General features: G+C 59.9%; 12 protein-coding genes. 3 read left to right on the top strand and 9 right to left on the bottom strand.

Annotated elements, in window-relative coordinates:
* Nucleotides 1-15 precede the first annotated feature (15 nt).
* Entirely contained in the window at nucleotides 16-1,653 is a 1,638-nt protein-coding gene (locus HQL98_05050; GenBank protein ID MBF0271433.1) for a response regulator, read from the top strand.
* A gap of 48 nt (nucleotides 1,654-1,701) precedes the next feature.
* Here HQL98_05050 and HQL98_05045 read toward each other — a convergent pair whose 3' ends face one another.
* Both HQL98_05045 and HQL98_05040 read right to left on the bottom strand, forming a co-directional pair.
* The gene (locus tag HQL98_05045) at nucleotides 1,702-2,196 is read right to left on the bottom strand and encodes a chemotaxis protein CheX (protein MBF0271432.1); all 495 of its coding nucleotides are present in this window, start codon (nucleotides 2,194-2,196) and stop codon (nucleotides 1,702-1,704) included.
* A gap of 155 nt (nucleotides 2,197-2,351) precedes the next feature.
* Entirely contained in the window at nucleotides 2,352-3,440 is a 1,089-nt protein-coding gene (locus HQL98_05040; protein ID MBF0271431.1) for a glycosyltransferase, read from the bottom strand.
* A gap of 128 nt (nucleotides 3,441-3,568) precedes the next feature.
* On the opposite strand from HQL98_05040, the gene HQL98_05035 reads away from it, so the two are divergent.
* Nucleotides 3,569-4,738 (top strand): hypothetical protein, encoded by a 1,170-nt coding sequence (locus HQL98_05035; protein MBF0271430.1) that lies wholly within the window; start codon nucleotides 3,569-3,571, stop codon nucleotides 4,736-4,738.
* Here HQL98_05035 and HQL98_05030 read toward each other — a convergent pair.
* The 6 genes from HQL98_05030 to prmA all read right to left on the bottom strand — a co-directional run bounded on the left by HQL98_05030 (nucleotide 4,733) and on the right by prmA (nucleotide 10,798).
* Nucleotides 4,733-6,505: a hypothetical protein gene (locus tag HQL98_05030; protein ID MBF0271429.1), complete on the bottom strand. Its 1,773-nt coding sequence runs from the start codon at nucleotides 6,503-6,505 to the stop codon at nucleotides 4,733-4,735. The two genes, HQL98_05035 and HQL98_05030, sit on opposite strands and share 6 nt — an antisense overlap.
* A 30-nt stretch (nucleotides 6,506-6,535) precedes the next feature.
* Entirely contained in the window at nucleotides 6,536-7,129 is a 594-nt protein-coding gene (locus HQL98_05025) for a PilZ domain-containing protein (GenBank protein MBF0271428.1), read from the bottom strand.
* A 19-nt stretch (nucleotides 7,130-7,148) separates the two neighbouring features.
* Nucleotides 7,149-7,937: a hypothetical protein gene (locus HQL98_05020; protein MBF0271427.1), complete on the bottom strand. Its 789-nt coding sequence runs from the start codon at nucleotides 7,935-7,937 to the stop codon at nucleotides 7,149-7,151.
* Nucleotides 7,938-7,987: 50 nt separating this feature from the next.
* Nucleotides 7,988-8,740, bottom strand: coding sequence for a MotA/TolQ/ExbB proton channel family protein (locus HQL98_05015; GenBank protein ID MBF0271426.1), 753 nt, complete (start codon nucleotides 8,738-8,740; stop codon nucleotides 7,988-7,990).
* Nucleotides 8,741-8,888: 148 nt separating this feature from the next.
* Nucleotides 8,889-9,938 (bottom strand): S-methyl-5-thioribose-1-phosphate isomerase, encoded by a 1,050-nt coding sequence (mtnA, locus tag HQL98_05010; GenBank protein ID MBF0271425.1) that lies wholly within the window; start codon nucleotides 9,936-9,938, stop codon nucleotides 8,889-8,891.
* Entirely contained in the window at nucleotides 9,935-10,798 is an 864-nt protein-coding gene (prmA, locus tag HQL98_05005; protein MBF0271424.1) for a 50S ribosomal protein L11 methyltransferase, read from the bottom strand. Before prmA ends, mtnA begins: the two co-directional genes overlap by 4 nt.
* A 169-nt stretch (nucleotides 10,799-10,967) precedes the next feature.
* Between prmA and mfd the strand changes: the two genes are divergently transcribed.
* On the top strand, nucleotides 10,968-14,504 hold the full coding sequence (gene mfd / locus HQL98_05000) for a transcription-repair coupling factor (GenBank protein MBF0271423.1): 3,537 nt from the start codon (nucleotides 10,968-10,970) through the stop codon (nucleotides 14,502-14,504).
* A 203-nt stretch (nucleotides 14,505-14,707) separates the two neighbouring features.
* On the opposite strand, the gene rplQ is transcribed toward mfd, so the two are convergent.
* A complete protein-coding gene (gene rplQ, locus HQL98_04995; GenBank protein ID MBF0271422.1) occupies nucleotides 14,708-15,076 on the bottom strand; it encodes a 50S ribosomal protein L17 in 369 nt (122 codons plus the stop codon).
* Between the last annotated feature and the right edge of the window lie 27 nt (nucleotides 15,077-15,103).

The raw sequence follows: 15,103 nt of genomic DNA, 5'->3' as shown, positions 1-15,103 counted from the left end.
CCAGGATGTGCCGTCATGAATGAACCTTTGCCCAAGCTGTTGATCGTGGATGACGTGTTGGCCAATCGCGTGGCCTTGCGCAAACTGTTGCGCCAAGTACAGGTGGAAATCCTGGAAGCGTCATCGGGCAATCAGGCCTTGAATCTCTGTCTGGAACACGAATTCGCGCTGATTCTGCTGGACGTGCAAATGCCGGACATGGATGGTTACGAGGTGGCCACCTTGCTGCGGGGCGAGGAACGCACCCGGGATTATCCGATCATTTTCGTCACCGCGGCCTACAAGGATCTTTCCCACCGGGTCCACGCCTATGGGGTGGGGGCGGTGGATTACATCGAAAAGCCCATCGACGATTATACGCTGTTGTCCAAGATCCGGATTTTTCTGGAGTTGTACTATCGCCGCATCACCATGTCCCGACTGCTCAACGAACTGGCCACCAGCAATGCAAAATTATTGAACGAAATCAATGAGCGTGAAAAAATTGAACAGGAACTCCGGGAGGCCATGGAGCGGGCGGAACGGGCCGCCAAGGGCAAAAGCGATTTCCTGGCCGCCATGAGCCATGAAATCCGCACTCCGATGAACATCGTGCTGGGCTTGAGCGGTGTGTTGCTGGAAAGTGAACTCAAACCCGAGCAGCGTCACTTCGTGGAAATGATGCACCGTTCCGGTGGCGCGCTGCTGGCCATCATCAACGACATTCTCGACTACTCCCGGATCGAATCCGGCCAGTTCACCCTGAACGAAGCCCCCTATTCCCCCGGTACCCTGGTGGAGGAGATCTCCCACCTGATGCGCCTGTCCGCGGAACAAAAAGGACTGAAACTCCAGGTCAACGTCACCCCCGCGACCCGCCTCACCATGCTGGGAGACGATGGCCGGGTGCGGCAGATTCTGCTCAACCTGTTGGGCAACGCCATCAAGTTCACCAACCGGGGGGAAATTCAGGTGGATCTGGATTTTCATCCCACCCAGCCGGATCGGCTGTTGTGTACGGTGTCGGACACCGGCATCGGCATCGCTCCGGAGTTCCAGACCCGGATTTTCGAGCAGTTCTCCCAGGCCGATACGGGCATCACCCGTCGTTATGGGGGGACCGGACTGGGACTGTCCATCTCCCGCAAGCTGTTGACCATGATGGGGGGAGATATCTGGCTGGAAAGCCGTCTGCACGAAGGCAGCCGCTTCCACTTCACCCTGCCGGTGCGTCAGGCCGAACCCCAATCCCAATCCAGCGGAGTCCCATCAAACCTGGAAACCGAAACACGCCGCCTGAAAATTCTGCTGGCAGAGGATTGTTCCGAAAATCAGTTTCTGTTTCAACTGTATCTGGAGTCGTCCCACGAGTGTGTGGTCACGGTCAACAACGGCCAAGAGGCCCTGGAACGGATCGGACAGGAGCGGTTTGATCTGGTGCTGATGGATCTGGAAATGCCGATCATGGATGGTCTGACCGCGACCCGTAACATCCGCCAGTGGGAACAGGAACAAGGATTGCCCCCGCTCACCATCCTGGCCTTGAGCGCCCACGCCACCAGCGACAAAAAACAGGAGAGTCTGGCCGTAGGATGCAACGGACACTTGACCAAGCCGGTGAGCAAACGGGAGTTGCTGGAGGCGATCAATCAGGCTCCCGTGTCACCCCGATGACACCAATGGAAAACGGACAGGCCCGACGCATCGGGCCTGTCCGTTTTTTTAGCGCTTGAACTGTTGCACGTAAAAGAAGAACTCGACAAAAAACAACCCGGCATCACACTTGAAATACTGCTTGACGCTATCGAAATTACTTTTATACTGCATTTTGTAATCGGTGCCGGTGATCAAGGTGGGAGGGGTGAGATTGATGTTGCCGAAACGGGTACCCAATCGGGTCTGAACCCCACCGGCGGCGATGTTGGCCAACTCTCCGAAGCCATCCCCGGCCTCGCCGACAATCGAGTCATACGCCTCACCGGAAAAGGCCGAGGCCAGTTCGATGGCGGCATGCAGCGGGGCAGCCAGATGGATGCCACCATTGATGCCCCCGGAAAAATTGATCACCACCGTCACTTCGGAACTCGGTGGACGGTAATCGTCGTCTTCTTTCTTGCTGACCGTGGGGCCGTTTTCAAGCTCCATGACGAGATAGGCGGCAAACATTTCGCGGACCGCGTCCTTGATCAAACCGGCAAACTCTGTTTTCAGTGTCATCGGTTCACATGTCCCCAGATTGATGAATTAAAAAAATAGAGAGTCTGACGCAGCCATGCTTCAGGGAATGCCTCTCAACCTGACTCTGACTTTCAATAATTAAAAGTTGTCAGTCATGCCTGGAGTGTATCAGAGCACCCGTCAAAGAGCAACGCTCAAAGCACCCCGCACGCCACGAACAAGGCATGATATTGTCCAGCGATCCGCTCCCAATCCAGTCCCTGGACGGTTTCCAGCCCCCCGGAACGCAACCGCTCCAGCAAGACCGGATCCCCCATCAAACGCTCCACCTGTTGGGCCATGCGGCCCGCGTCCCCCACCTCGGACAAGAATCCGTTCTGGCCATCCAGGATCCAATCCGCCGGCATGCCCATACGACTGGAAACCACCGGCACACCGCAAGCCCAGCTTTCCATCAACGCCTTGGGACCACCCTCGGCCCGGGAGGTGATCGCGTACAGGTCCAACGCCTGATAATAAGAGACGATCTGCTGATAATCCTCCAAAAAACGGTGACGATACGGAATACCCAGCCGTTCCAGCCCGGCCTTGACATAGCCTCTGGCCGGCCCCGTCAACAGCACCATCAGCCCCGGATGCACCCCGCGAATCCGCTCCAGGAATTCCAGGAAGAAATCCGGTCCCTTCACCCACTTCGGTTCCAGCCCATCCCCCCACCCCGTTCCATCCTTCTGAAAGGAACCGATGCAAAACGCTTCTGGTGGGATACCCAAATCGGCCCGGATGGCCGCCCGTTGCGCCGGATCCGCAGGGCGGAACCGTTCCAGATCCACCCCCAGGGGAATCAACTCGATCTTGTCGCCGGCCACACCTTGTTCCATCAGCACCCGACGGGAGACCGTACACGACACGATCACCTTGCGTACCCGGTCCAACGCACCGGGGAGTTGATCGAACATCGCCTCCAGTCGCGGGTCTCCGGAGCCGGCCTCGCCGTGAAACCAGATGAGGAACAAGGCGTTGGAACGGTGCAACCGCTCCCGTGGACCAAAAAAGAAAGCCCCCCGATTGCCGAACAACAACACCTGATGCCGCAACGCCCAGGGAGAGGTGACAATCGGCACCCGATCCCCGAGCCGCTTTTCCAGCCCGCTGGCAATGTAATGGGCATCCCACTTGTAAGACCAGTTGGCCGAGTCGGTGATGTAGTGGACCCGACGCCGCAAACGCCCACGCACCTCCTGCCCCAGGATATCGGGCCACTGACGCGGATCCATGCTCATGGCCGCGGCCTCCGGGTATCGATCGTGCTGGCCGGATCTTGTTTCATGCCCTTGCCCTCTGTTATCGTGTCATGACCAGACGCACTCGCCACGGGTTGCGAGTCATGGTGCCGACATCGGATAATGCCATGATCCACATCCTCTACTCCGCCGATTACGAACTCTATCTGGGCCGCATCTGCCAGCCGGAACACGCGGTGCTGATCGAGCCGACCACCCATCTGCTCGCCGCCTGCGAACGGCTCGCCATTCCCCTCACGCTTTTCGCCGACGTGGCCTGTCTGTGGCGTTATCGGGAGTGGCAGCGTGCGACCTTTCCCGCCCAGGCCGAAGCCCAACTGGTGGAGGCGATCCGACGGGGACACGATGTCCAGACCCATCTCCATCCCCACTGGACCCATGCCCGCCTTGAGGACAACCGCTACATCTTCCAACCCGAACACTATCTTGCCGGCACATTCTCCCCGGATCCCCAGGAGCGCCATCACCTAATCCGTGGCTGGTTGCAACGGGCCTCGGACTACCTGACCACCCTGCTCGCCCCCCATGTGCCAGCCGACACGCCGGCCTATCGCTGTCTGGCCTTCCGGGCCGGCGGCTACGGGCTGCAACCGGACGCAAACAGGCTCCTCCAACTCCTACGCGAAACCGGATACCGCATCGATTCCAGCATCATTCCCGGCGCCCGCATCGCCTCATCGGTGCAACAGGTGGATTTTTCCAACGTGCCCGCGGCGGGCAACTATTGGCTCAGTCACGAATCCGGCCTGACCACTCCAGCCCCCTGGGGATCGGGCCTGTTTGAAATCCCCATCGCCGCCCACCGTCTCACCCCCGGAGAACGATTCCGGGTGCGCGCACCCCAGGCGTTGCGTCAGGCTGTCGCCATTCTCACCCGCCACGCCCCCCCGCCTCCCCGGGGCGAAGCCTGCAATGCCCCTCCGCCCCTGTCCACCCCCACCAACCGGATGAAACTGGCCTACTGGCGCGCCACAGCCATTCTGGCCAACGACTTCCAACGTCTGGAACTGGGAACCGACCTCCAGGCCCTGTTGACCTGTTTCAACGGTCATGTGGCAACAGCCCGACGCCACAACCCCACCGCGCCTCTGTTCGTCTCCTTGAACATCCATCCCAAGGGAATCCATCCGGCCCATCTGAAAACCCTGGCGGAATTTCATCACACCCTGCTCAAACGCCATCCGGGACAAATCCGCGCCATCACCTTTCAACAGGCCTGGGCCATTCTCCAGCAATACGCCACCGGTTCCACCCCGGCGCATCACACCTTGTCATGAGGGGGTGTTGGCCCGTCGCATCAGTTCCGAACGCTGCCTGCGGACCATGTGACTTTGCAACTTCTCCCGATGCAATGGCGACATGTGTTCAAAATAACTGGCCACCCGACGCTTGCCTTGATCATCCGGTTCCTGGACCACCACCACCCGGCCATAGGCCCAGATCGGTTCCAACCCATCCCCTTGCGGATCCACCCCCAGACGCACCTCCACCAGATCCCCCCGATAGACCCGATCCTTCGAGGTTTTCCAGGCCACCCCCGTGGCACTCAGATTGACGGCAAAAACCGCATCGCCTTCTGGCGTCAAATGTTTGGGAAGATCCTGGCTGGATAGATCCATCAAGGAAAGCACCTCCCGGAATCCGACGATCTTCTCCGCCAACTCCGGGGAAAGCCCCCGCAACTCCCCCATCAACTTGGTGATCTGCCGGTTGATCTCCGCCAGATCCTCTTCCACCTTGCTCTTGGGCAATTGGGGCACACCGGGTTCCCCATGGTCCCGGGCGATCTGAAGATCCACTTGATCCTTGATGAGGGAAACCACCTGGGCAGCGATCATCGAGCCTGACGGACGTTTGGTCAGATCCTTGGTCAAACTGAAAAAAAAGATCAAAACGCTCTGGAAATACTCCTCTTCGTTCTCCGCGTTGGCCTGCCGGAAACGTCGATCCAGAAACTCGCGAAACCACACCACAGGCCGACGCGCCTTGACGTTGAGTTGACGCAGCAACTTCAATTGCACATCCACCTCCGCCAGGATCCGTTTTTGCCGGGCCACCCGCTCCCGCATCGGGAACTCCCGATGCATCTCGAAATGGGCCACCGCCTGATCGAAGGTTTTCTGGGAGATCACTTTCCAGGTGAGGGGCAGATTGTCGTTGATCCGGAAATCCTGACGCTTGGAACCACCCGCCGGCACCGGCTGGACAACCGCCGGCGGGGCGGGAGTCGCCCTGGGCAAAGTGGTGTGCAACACCGGATGGGCATGAGGGGTCACATGGGCGGCGACCGCTCTGGGATCCGCATCGACCATGGCCTTGCCCGCCGCCAGGGTCTGTTCGAGACGACTCTTGCGATCCGTCGCAGGCCCGGAGGAACCGACGGGTTGGGAAAGGGAAACAGCGGATCGGGGGGAAGGCATACGTTCGGAAAGATCCGGTTCCGGAGTCTTGCGGATCGGTGAGGGCATGATCAGTCCCGGGACCTCCTCGTCCACGGGGGAAGGCGGCGGCGGGGCCGACGCTGGACTTTCCAGGTTTGCAAAGCTGCACTCCACCCGCAACCCGGTGCCACTCCACTCCCGCCGCACCCGCCGCACCCGGCAATAGGCATGTACCGGCACCGGCTGCTCGGGAAACAGAGAAAAACGCATCTCGATAAAATCCCCGACCCCCACATCCCCTTCCGACACCCAAAAGGTCAACCCCTCTCCGGACTCATGCCATTGCAGGGGGTGGGGTTGAAAGGTGTCCTGACCGGGATGGGCCCGCTCCACCAGACGGTTGAGCTTGGCGTTGAAGGTCTCCAGCGCCACCAGACGCCATTTGCGGGCAATCGAGGCGAAAAATCCCTCATCGGAATCTCGCGCCTGCTCCGCGTCCAACAGGGTACGAACCTCATGGCCCAGCCCCGGTTGCAGCACCGGAGAGAGATGTTTGCCCCGCCTGGCCCGCACCACGGCTTCGATTTCCACGGCATTGAGCTTTCGCCACCACAATGGAACCTCGATCACACTGGAGCCCATTGCCGTCGCATTCCCGGTCATGCCACTCTCCCCATGTCGATTCCGACCGGTCTAATAACCGCTCTTGGCCCGCAACAATTCGGATTGGCGCCAGAAAATGTATTGAATCAGCCGTTCCCGGTCCGGATCCAGAATCGGTTCAAAACGACAGGCCACACGGGTCAGGCCATCCTGGGCATTTTCAGAGACCACCATCACCCTGCCGAAGCACTCGATCACCGTCAAGGCGTCCACGGAGAGGGCCAGCCGGATTTCCAGGATCTCCCCTTTGGACAGCCCCGGATCCTTTTCCAGAAAAGAGACCCCACCCCCGCTCAGATTGACCGGCGTGATGACCATGGGACGATCCGACTCGCCGGGATGAAACAGCCGCAGCAACAAATTGAGTTTCTGATCCAAACGACTCAGCACCCGGGCCAGCAGAGGATCGCTCTGTTCCATTTTGCGCAGGGAATCGGTGACATCCAAAGAGGTGATCACCTGATGCACATCATTGCCTTTTTGCGGAAACACCCGATGTTTCTCGAAATAGGCCAGAATTTCCCGAAAACGGGACTCCTCGATGCGCCGCCAAGCCAAGGGAAGGGAATCATCCACCCGGACGAATTGACGCTGCTGACCTGAAGCGGGGTTGGATTGAGACATGATCAATCAACAAGGCTCCCTACTTGGAGGCGCCCGGAGCGGCGGCCTCTGACGAGACTCCAGCCGGACCCGACGGAGGTTTGACTTCGGCGCGGACTTCCCGGGTCAACAGGATTTCGATTCCCACCCCACGGCCCTTTCCCTCCTGACCTGGACCACCGGCCCGGGGCGCGGGATGTCCGGAAGGAATCAGGCGCGCCACATCCAGCCCCCCCACGGTCACCATGAAATCGGCCAAGGTGGCGGCCTCGGCGGCACTGGTGGCCCAGACACTGTTCATGCCTCCACCGGAAGAAGACGGTTTGGACTCCCCCCCATGGCTGTCGATGCGAATGACGTTGGGAAGCCGGGCGTACATCTGAGCCATTTCCTTCAGCAAAGGGACCACCTCGGGCCGCAGGGTCACGGAGCCATCGGCAAAGAGGGTACTCCGGCTCAACCGGATCAAAAAGCCCTCTTCCACCGCCATCACCTCCAGCCCCTTGGCATCCGGCAGACGGTTTTGCATCCGTTCCAGTTTTTCCTTGATCCGCACCAGTTGGATGGCCTGTTCAAACGCGATGGCCTCTTGCAGTCCGGCGGAATCGTTGGTCGCCCCCGTGGTGGGCAGGATGATGTCGGATACATCCAATCCGAACGCAGAGCGAATCGAAGAGGTGGCCTCGGCCAGACGAAGACGATCCGGACGGGAGATGGAAAGCAGCAGAATGCACACCGCCAGCAGCATGGCCATCATGCTGACAAGGGGCATCAACCATCCAGGCGACCCGGAAGGGGGAAACGCCGGCTTGTCATCCAGTTCATCCATGCGGATACCTTGTTTTCACCCCATTCAGGCCCGAGTCGGGGCGTGGGTGGTCATTTGAGATCCCGTGCCGTGGGCGGAAGCACCGCAATCAGGGACTCCAGCAGCATGCGGGGATTGACCCCCTTCTGGATGCCGATCATGCCATCGATGATCACCTGACGGACCATCTGTTCCTCCTTGCTGTAGGCGGTCAACTTGTAGGAGATAGGCAGGGCCACCAGATTGGCGATGAAAATGCCGTAAAAGGTGCTGATCAACGCCATGGCCAGACCCGGCCCGATGGTGGTGGGATCATCCATATGCACCAGCATCTGCACCAGACCGATCAACGTGCCCAGCAGACCGAAAGCCGGAGCCGCCTCGGCGATGCCTTCAAAGATCCCCACCCCATTGCGATGACGGTCCCGTTGATAGCTCAACTCCTTGGCCAGCACCTTTTCCAGAAAGGCCGGATCCGCCCCGTCCACGCAATGGTTGATGGCCTTTTGCAAGAACTCGTCCGGGGATTTGATTTTTTCCAAAGCCAGGATGCCATCCTTGCGGGCAATGTGGGACATCTCCACGATCTGGCTGATGATCTGATTGATATCGTGAGACTTGACAAGAAAAGCCTTCATCAGGATACCAAAAGCGCCAAACACTTCACTCATCCGGTGACGGATGAACAAAGTGGCCATGGTCCCACCAAAGACGATCAGGATGCTGGGGATATCCACGAACATGCCGAGCTGACCACCCATCAGGATGGCCCCGAACATCAGGGCCAGTCCAAAGGCAAATCCGATGATCGTTGCGAAATCCATACACTTGGTTCCCTGTCAGGTCATTGGCTTGTCGGAGTCGGGCCGCAGCCAAGGGGTCCGAAAATCCGGGCGTTCACGATACTTAAATCAAGACAGCAAAAAGCGGTCCAAATCCTGTCTTGAATTTTATCCGGTTCCCACCGACGTTTCAAGAGCCGAACAGTCCCCGGATCCCCGCGACATCCGGGGCGCGGACCACACCTTTTTCCGTGATCAGCGCCGCAATCAGCTCGGCGGGAGTCACATCGAAGGCGGGATTGAACACCCGCACCCCATTGGGGGCCACCCGCTGTCCCGAAAAATGGGTCACCTCTTCTTCGGAACGCTCCTCGATGGGGATATGCGCGCCTGTGGGGGTGTTCAGGTCGATGGTGGACAGGGGACAGGCCACCAGAAACGGAATGCCGTGCCGTTTGGCCAGCACCGCATGGGCATAGGTACCGATCTTGTTGGCCACATCGCCATTGGCCGCCACCCGATCCGCTCCCACCACCACCACATCCACCAATCCGCGACTCATGGCGTGACCCGCCATGGAATCGGTCATCAAGGTCACGTCGAAACCATCGTGGAGCAACTCCCAGGCGGTCAGACGGGCCCCTTGCAGATAGGGCCGGGTTTCGGTGGCATACACCATCACCGATCCGAAGCGATCCCGGGCGGCGCGGATCACCCCCAGGGCGGTCCCGTATCCCGCCGTGGCCAGAGCGCCGGCGTTGCAATGGGTCATGATGGCCAGGGGTCTCCCGCCAGCCGGGATGGGCAGAATGGCCGCACCCGCCGCACCCATGGCCCGACACGACGCGATATCCTCCCGATGGATCGCCTCGGCTTCCGCCAGCAACCGCTCCGGCACACCTTCAGGCTCCCCGGCCAGCAACGGTTGCAACCGATCCAAAGCCCAGGCCAGATTCACCGCCGTGGGCCGGGCCGCCCGCAACTGCCGCATGGCGGGATCCATGGCCTGAGACCAGGAGTCGGGAATGCCCTCCCGCGCCAGCCGAAACGCCTCCACCGCCACCCCGAAAGCCGCCGCGCAACCGATGGCCGGCGCCCCCCGCACCACCATATCCCGGATAGCCTCCGCCACCTCCGCCGCGGAACCGTAATCATGGTAGATCTCATCGCTTGGCAAACGCCGCTGATCCAGCATGCGCACCTTGCCATTCTTCCAAACCGCCACATCGAAAACCGTCATGATCCCTCTCCGAATTTCAATAACAGCACGGCCCACTCCTCGATGAACAGGGTCCGATCCAACCGCACCCCTTCCCCCTCGAACGCCAATTGCACTTCACGGGCCTGCTCCCGCAGCACTCCGGAGAGAATCAGACTGCCCCCCGGCGCCAACGCCGCCACCAACGGCACCACCGCCGACAACAACACCGATGCCAGAATGTTGGCCACAATGGTCTGAAACGGACCATCCGGCACCTGGGCACATTCGATGATTTCCAGCCGCTCCCCGACCCCGTTGAGCCGGGCATTGCGTTGGGCGGTCTCCACGGCCACCGGATCCAGATCGGTCCCCACCACCCCCTCGGCCCCCAGCATGGCGGCCCAGATCCCCAACACCCCGGAACCGCATCCCATGTCCAGCACCCGCCCCAAAGGCTTTTGACCCGCCACCTCCTCCAGCAGTTCCAGACAGCCCCGGGTGGTGGCATGGGTGCCACTGCCAAAGGCCATCTCCGGATCCATGCGCAACACCCGACGCCCGGAATCGGCAGGCTCTTCCAGCCAGGAGGGCACGATCAACAACCCTTTGCCCACGGGCAGGGACGTGTAGGACTCCTTCCACGCCTCGGCCCAATCCTGCTCGGCCAGAAACCGCCAGGTGACCGCCTGCTCTTCGGCCACCCACCCCGCAGCGGCCAGAACCAGCAACAGCCGGATCTCCACGCCGGTTCGATCCACCTCCGGATCGAAGTAACCCGTCACCAGCAACCGATCCCCGGCCACCGTGGCGGAAACCCCCATGGAGCCTTCCGCCGTCAAATGATCGGCAACGCTCTCCTCGAACGCCCGCTCCACCAATACCCGCAATTCCCAGGTCATCGCATCCCATCTCCCCCTTGAACCGACTCACTTTCCCGCCCGGATCATCCCCGGCGCAAGAAAAACCGCTCTCAGGCTGGGTTGACACTGCATATTATATTATTATAAATACACAATCAATTATTTGCCCGAACTTTCACACCGCCAGACCACCGATACGTCCACTCCCGTGAAACATCCCCTGCTCGCCCCCCTGGTGCCTCTTCTGGAACGTCGTGGCCCACCCTATCCGCTCCTGGGCAATCTTCCCGGCGCATCCCTCCCATGGCTGGCGGTCGAAACCTCCCGACACGCCTTGGGACCGGTCGTGGTGGTCACCGGAACCTCGGCACGGGCGGAAAGCCTCTATCGGGAACTGCTCTTTTTCGCCGATCATCTGGCGCCATCCCTCACCCTGCTGCCTTTTCCGGCCTGGGAGACCCTGCCCTTTGAACGGCTCTCCCCCTATGGCCCAATCATGGGAGAACGCATCCGCGCCCTGTTCCGCCTCACCCAGACCCTGGGCACCGGCCCGGTGATGGCCGGAGATACGGCAGGACATACCCTCACCACCCTCATCACCACCCCGTCGGCCCTCATGCGCCGCACGGTTCCCCATCAATATCTGGCCACCCATGGTTTTTCGGTCTCCAGAGGGGATCAACTCAATCTGGCCGCGCTGCGGCATTTTCTGGCCTCGGCGGGCTACCGGGCCGCCACCCAGGTGGAAGAGTCTGGGGAATACGCCATCCGGGGCGGCATCGTCGATTTTTTCCCGCCGGGAAGAGAAGACCCGGTGCGCCTGGAACTGTTCGGCGACGAGGTGGAAACCCTGCGACTCTTCGACCCCATCACCCAACGCTCCACGGATCGCATCCAGTCGGTCCAGGCCCTGCCGGTGAGCGAGGTGATCCTCACCGAAGAGACCATCCGCGACTTTCGCTCTTCGTTCCGTCAGGCCCACGGCATCGGCGCCGCCGAGGATGAACTGTACAAACAGGTCTCCAAAGGGGAAAAATCCCCAGGCATGGAACAATATCTGCCCTTTTTCTACAACGCGGCGGAAACCTTTTTCGACTATCTGCCCCCCACGGCTCTGTTTCTGCTCGATACCGACGCCATCGCCGAAGCCAAACGCTTCGACGAAGAGGTGCAGGAACGCATCGCCAATCTGGAACACGAAACCCAACACGATCCCCATCGTCCCCCCCCACCCCGGGAACTCTATCTGTCGGAAGCCACACTCCGGGAACAGCTCAACCGCTTTTCCCTGTTCGCCACCACCCCCCAGGCCGCCCCCGGGGGCATCTCCATGGGGTTCGATCCGGCTCCCAACTTTATCCAGCCGGCAGGCACCGAAACCACCGAAGCTCCCAAGCCGCCCCTGGATCTGGCCAGCGACACCATCCGCCAGGCCCATGCCCAAGGGTTCAAGGTGTGTGTCACCGCCACCTCCATGGGACAACGGGAACGGCTGCGGGAACTCCTCGAAGACCACAAAATCCCCACCACCACCGTCTCCCACTGGAACGAACTGCTCGCCGTCGCGCCCGGTTCCACCACCTTTTTAGCGGTCGGTGACCTGGAAAGCGGATTTGTCCACGGTCGCATGGGCATCGTGCTGCTGACGGAAAGTGCCATCTTCGGCATCAAGACCAAACGCCGCAAAACCGATCCCCGCTACCTGGATCAACTGCTGGCGGGATTCGCCGACTTGAGAGAACAGGATCCCGTGGTGCATGCGGACCACGGAGTAGGCCGCTACGGCGGACTTCTCTCTCTGGAGGTGGGGGGGATCAAAAACGATTTTCTGCTGATTCACTACGCCGGCTCGGACAAACTCTACGCCCCGGTGGAAAACCTGGACCGGGTGACCAAATACGTCGGCGGAGAAGAGGTGCCGCTGGACAAACTCGGCGGCGTCAAGTGGGAAAAAACCAAAGAAAAAGCCAAACGCAAAATCCTGGAAATGGCCGAAGAACTGGTACGCCTGCAAGCCATGCGGCAGGCCAACCAGGGGTATCGTTTTTCCACGCCGGATCCGTTGCTGCAAGAGTTCGCGGCGGGATTTCCCTTCGAGGAGACCCCGGACCAGACCGCCGCCATCGAAGCGGTACTGGAGGACATGGCCCAGAGCAAACCCATGGATCGACTGGTGTGCGGCGACGTGGGATTCGGCAAAACCGAAGTGGCCCTGCGGGCCGCCTTCCGGGCGGTGATGGATGGCAAACAGGTGGCGGTCTTGAGTCCCACCACCATCCTGACCCAACAACACTTCGAGACCTTCAGCCGTCGTCTCGCCGCCTATCCCATCACGGTGGATATTCTCTCCCGCTTCCGCACCCCGGCGGAACAAAAAAAGGCCGTGGAGATGATCGCTTGCGGGGGTGTGGACATCATCGTGGGCACCCATCGACTGCTGCAAAAAGATGTGGTGTTCAAGGATCTGGGACTGCTGGTGGTGGACGAGGAACAGCGGTTCGGCGTGATCCACAAGGAGCGCATCAAACAGATGCGCGCCACCGTGGACATCCTCACCCTGACCGCCACCCCCATCCCCCGCACCCTGCACATGGCCATGAGCGGCCTGCGGGACATCTCCATCATCGCCACACCTCCGGTCAACCGGTTGGCCATCCGCACCTTTGTGCTCCAGTACGACCGCCAAAAGGTACGGGAAGCGGTATTGCGGGAAATCTACCGGGGTGGACAGGTCTTCTTTGTCCACAACCGGGTGCAGGATATCGATAAAATGGCGGTCGAACTCGCCGAACTGGTCCCGGAAGCCAAGATCGGCGTGGCCCATGGCCAGATGCGGGAAGGTCGGCTGGAAAAGATCATGCTCTCCTTTTATCGCCAGGAGTTCAACCTGCTGCTTTGCACCACCATCATCGAAAACGGGGTGGATATCCCCACCGCCAATACCATCATCATCCACCGGGCCGACCGCTTCGGCCTAGCGCAGCTGCATCAACTGCGGGGTCGTGTCGGACGCTCCAGACACCGGGCCTACGCCTATCTGTTCATTCCACACGTCCAATCCCTCACCGAAGATGCCCTGCGACGGCTGGAAGCCATCGAGTCCATGGGAGAACTGGGAGCCGGGTTCACCCTGGCCACCCACGACATGGAGATTCGCGGCGCCGGCAACATGCTAGGAGAAGAACAGTCGGGACAAATCCGGGAAGTGGGCTTTGAACTTTATAATCAAATGCTCAAGGAGGCGGTGGAAAGTCTCGCCTCCGGCAATGGTCTGGCTTCAGCAACCGACAAACCGGAACCCGAAGAGTTCTCACCGGTGATCAATCTACACATTTCCACCCACATTCCGGAAGATTACGTCCCGGACGTGCGCCAGAGGCTGACCCTCTACAAACGCATCGCCACCCTGGAAACCGCCAACGACATCGGAGAGATGCGCGCCGAACTCACGGACCGCTTTGGCCATCTGCCCGAATCCGCCTCCAATCTGCTCCGGGTCATGAGTCTCAAGCAGGCCTGTCGGCGCATCAAGATTCTCAAGATCGACGCCGGCCCCAAAGGGGCGAGCATCCAGTTTCACGCCACCCCCAATGTCAGCCCGGAAGGGATCATCGGCTTGTTGCAGCAAGGGAAAGGAGCCATCCGCCTCAATCACGAAACCCAGACCCTGAGCATCAAGGATCGGGTTTGGGAGGACGCCGCCGTGCGCATCGATGAACTGCACGCCATCCTGCGTCAACTGTAAACCGGGAGGATAGATATCCCCCCCTCACATGGCGCAAACAAACCAAAAGAAACGCAACACCATCAAAAATTTGCAAATCCGTCAGGAAACACGACCAAAAGAAAAGGCCGATGGTTTGCACCATCGGCCTTTTCCAATCTCACGTTCCAATGATGACAACCCAATCAAACGGTTGCGACATCATGGTTACCACCAACGTCACATCAAGCAGTGGCCTGCCGCTCCACCAATTCCAGAAAGGCCATCGGCGCGCAGTCACCAAACCGGTGACGGGTCTTGATGATTCTCGTATAACCACCATTCCGGGTCCGGTTGCGCTCGGCGATATCCGAAAACAGCTTGTGGGTCACTTCCTTGTCGGTCATCACAGACAAGGCTTGACGCCGGGAATGCAGCGACCCATCTTTCCCCAGGGTCACCATCCGATCTGCCAGCATGCGCAATTCCTTGGCACGGGGCAGGGTAATTTCAATTCGCTCGTACCGAAACAGACTGGTCAACATGTTTTTCAACATGGCATTGCGAATATCGGGTCTGAGATTCAGTTTGCGGCCCTTTTTGAGGTGTCTCATGATCAATCTGTCCTTAAATCAGATGTT

The organism is Magnetococcales bacterium (assembly GCA_015231755.1).
Lineage (GTDB): Bacteria > Pseudomonadota > Magnetococcia > Magnetococcales > Magnetaquicoccaceae > Magnetaquiglobus.
Note: the sequence above shows the minus strand (reverse complement) of the source record. Positions and strands in the feature narration are given on the sequence as shown.

Bases quoted from the DNA above. Each gene is read 5' to 3' on its own strand.
- HQL98_05050 (MBF0271433.1), top strand. From the start codon at position 16: ATGAATGAACCTTTGCCCAAGCTGTTGATCGTGGATGACGTGTTGGCC.
- HQL98_05045 (MBF0271432.1), bottom strand. From the start codon at position 2,196: ATGACACTGAAAACAGAGTTTGCCGGTTTGATCAAGGACGCGGTCCGC.
- HQL98_05040 (MBF0271431.1), bottom strand. From the start codon at position 3,440: ATGAGCATGGATCCGCGTCAGTGGCCCGATATCCTGGGGCAGGAGGTG.
- HQL98_05035 (MBF0271430.1), top strand. From the start codon at position 3,569: ATGATCCACATCCTCTACTCCGCCGATTACGAACTCTATCTGGGCCGC.
- HQL98_05030 (MBF0271429.1), bottom strand. From the start codon at position 6,505: ATGACCGGGAATGCGACGGCAATGGGCTCCAGTGTGATCGAGGTTCCA.
- HQL98_05025 (MBF0271428.1), bottom strand. From the start codon at position 7,129: ATGTCTCAATCCAACCCCGCTTCAGGTCAGCAGCGTCAATTCGTCCGG.
- HQL98_05020 (MBF0271427.1), bottom strand. From the start codon at position 7,937: ATGGATGAACTGGATGACAAGCCGGCGTTTCCCCCTTCCGGGTCGCCT.
- HQL98_05015 (MBF0271426.1), bottom strand. From the start codon at position 8,740: ATGGATTTCGCAACGATCATCGGATTTGCCTTTGGACTGGCCCTGATG.
- mtnA (MBF0271425.1), bottom strand. From the start codon at position 9,938: ATGACGGTTTTCGATGTGGCGGTTTGGAAGAATGGCAAGGTGCGCATG.
- prmA (MBF0271424.1), bottom strand. From the start codon at position 10,798: ATGACCTGGGAATTGCGGGTATTGGTGGAGCGGGCGTTCGAGGAGAGC.
- rplQ (MBF0271422.1), bottom strand. From the start codon at position 15,076: ATGAGACACCTCAAAAAGGGCCGCAAACTGAATCTCAGACCCGATATT.